Annotated in this window: 3 protein-coding genes; all 3 read left to right on the top strand. The window is 48.1% G+C overall.

Annotated features, from left to right (window positions below; all coding sequences use genetic code 11):
• The coding region (locus QJQ48_RS27940; RefSeq protein WP_346294472.1) for a rod-capping linker protein CpcD domain-containing protein at positions 1 to 157 on the top strand (157 nt) is incomplete at its 5' end.
• A 15-nt stretch (positions 158 to 172) separates the two neighbouring features.
• Entirely contained in the window at positions 173 to 1,033 is an 861-nt protein-coding gene (gene cpcE, locus QJQ48_RS27935) for a C-phycocyanin alpha-cysteine-84 phycocyanobilin lyase subunit CpcE (RefSeq protein WP_346294471.1), read from the top strand.
• A gap of 137 nt (positions 1,034 to 1,170) precedes the next feature.
• On the top strand, positions 1,171 to 1,777 hold a 607-nt coding region (gene cpcF / locus QJQ48_RS27930), incomplete at its 3' end, for a C-phycocyanin alpha-cysteine-84 phycocyanobilin lyase subunit CpcF (protein ID WP_346294470.1).

Raw genomic sequence — 1,777 nt, 5'->3', positions numbered from 1 at the left:
GGAATATCCTATTCGCTCTAGTGCTAGCACTTTTATCACGGTTCCCTATGAGCGGATGAACCAGGAGATGCAGCGCATTACTCAAATGGGTGGCACAATTGTCAGTATTGAGCCGGTAAATTTTGACCCAACTGCAGGAAATAGCGAAGAAGGCTAACTGTCGCTTTATCCTATGGCATCAGACTCAGGTTCTGAAAATTCTCGGGCATCATCTTCAGCAAAAGCTGCTGCTGGTGATGCTTTAACAGTTGAGCAGGCGATCGCTTATCTCAAAGGTAGCGATTTAAGTTTGCGAGTCTATGCCGCCTGGTGGCTCGGTCGTTTTCGCATCAATGACAATCATGCTGTCGCAGCTTTAATTGATGCCTTGGCAGATGAAGACGATCGCACAGTTGCAGGGGGATATCCGCTGCGCCGCAACGCTGCCCGGGCTCTGGGTAAATTGGGCGATCAAAAAGCTGTTTCGGCCTTAATAGATAGCCTAGGCTGCTCGGATTTCTACGTCAGAGAAGCTGCAGCTCAGGCCTTAGAGATGCTGGGGAATCAAAAGAGTGTTCCTAGGCTGATGCAGTTACTCAAAAACGAAGTGCCTGGTACCCAGCCTTCGCCAGAGCAGCCTATTATGATTCAGCCTTATGATGCGCTCATAGAAGCGTTGGGTACTTTGGGTGCAATTGAGGCTAAGGCATTGATTGCGTCCTTTTTAGACCATCCGGTTGAGCGTGTCCAATATGCTGCTGCTCGAGCCTTGTACCAGATAGCTTCTGATACTCAAGAGGCTCAGCAGTATGGCGATCGCTTAATTCAGGCCCTATCTCATCAAAAGCTGCAGCTACGACGCGCTGCTCTAGCCGATTTAGCCGCAATAGGATATCTACCCGCCGCTAAGGCGATCGCGGAGACACTTGCTGAAAATAGCCTCAAACTCATTGCTTTAAAGGGTTTGCTTGAAAAAGAGCTGCAGCAATCTGATACAAATCAGCTCTCCTATGAGTCAATTCAGGTAATGCAGCTGATGGATACTCTGCTGTAGCTGCAGCCCAGCCTATTATTCTCTACTTAAAAGTACTGTTTTTTGTAACGTTTGCTTACTTACAAGTCATGTAAGTTATTAAATTGCTACTTATGGGGATTTTTTTGCCCTAGGCAGCAGTCTCAGGACAATAGGGAATGGCAAATACTCAGGTTCTCAAGCTGATTCGTGCAGTTGACGAAGCAGCCTCTCCTGATCAGTTAATTAAGGCCGTGCGGGCACTGTCTCAATCAGGAACAGAGGCAGTCATTCCAACTTTGATTACTGTTTTGGGCTATAACAACCCAGGGGCCTCGGTTGCGGCAGTAGAAGGACTCGTGAAGCTAGACTCTGTTGCTGTTCCCTTTTTGCTAGAGCAAATTCAGGAAAATACTAACTACAGTGCCAGAGCTTGGGCCATTCGCGCGTTGGCTGGTATTGGTGATCCGCAAGGATTGGAAACTTTACTCACTGCTGCAATTGATGATTTCTCTATGAGCGTACGCCGAGCCGCGGCGAGAGGTCTAGGAATTTTGCGCTGGCAGATGCTGGTACCCGAAAAGCTGATATCTGGCCAAGAGAAGGCTTTGGGCGTGCTTTTTCAGGCTGTAGAAAAAGATCCTGAATGGGTTGTCCGCTATGCTGCCGTTGTTGGGCTACAGGAGTTTGCTGCCGCTGTCTTTGTCAGGCATCCTAACTGGCTAATCAAGATTCAAAATCAGCTAGGGCAGATTGCTCAAGCCGATGCTAATCTAGCTGTGAAAA

The sequence above is a fragment of the Sphaerothrix gracilis Ecp01 genome (genome assembly GCF_030405905.1).
GTDB lineage: Bacteria > Cyanobacteriota > Cyanobacteriia > Phormidesmidales > Phormidesmidaceae > Sphaerothrix > Sphaerothrix gracilis.
The sequence above is the reverse complement of the archived record's forward strand: the minus strand, read 5'-3'. Positions and strand labels throughout refer to the sequence as shown.

Coding starts and splice junctions, on each gene's coding strand:
- cpcE (WP_346294471.1), top strand. CDS start 173: ATGGCATCAGACTCAGGTTCTGAAAATTCTCGGGCATCATCTTCAGCA.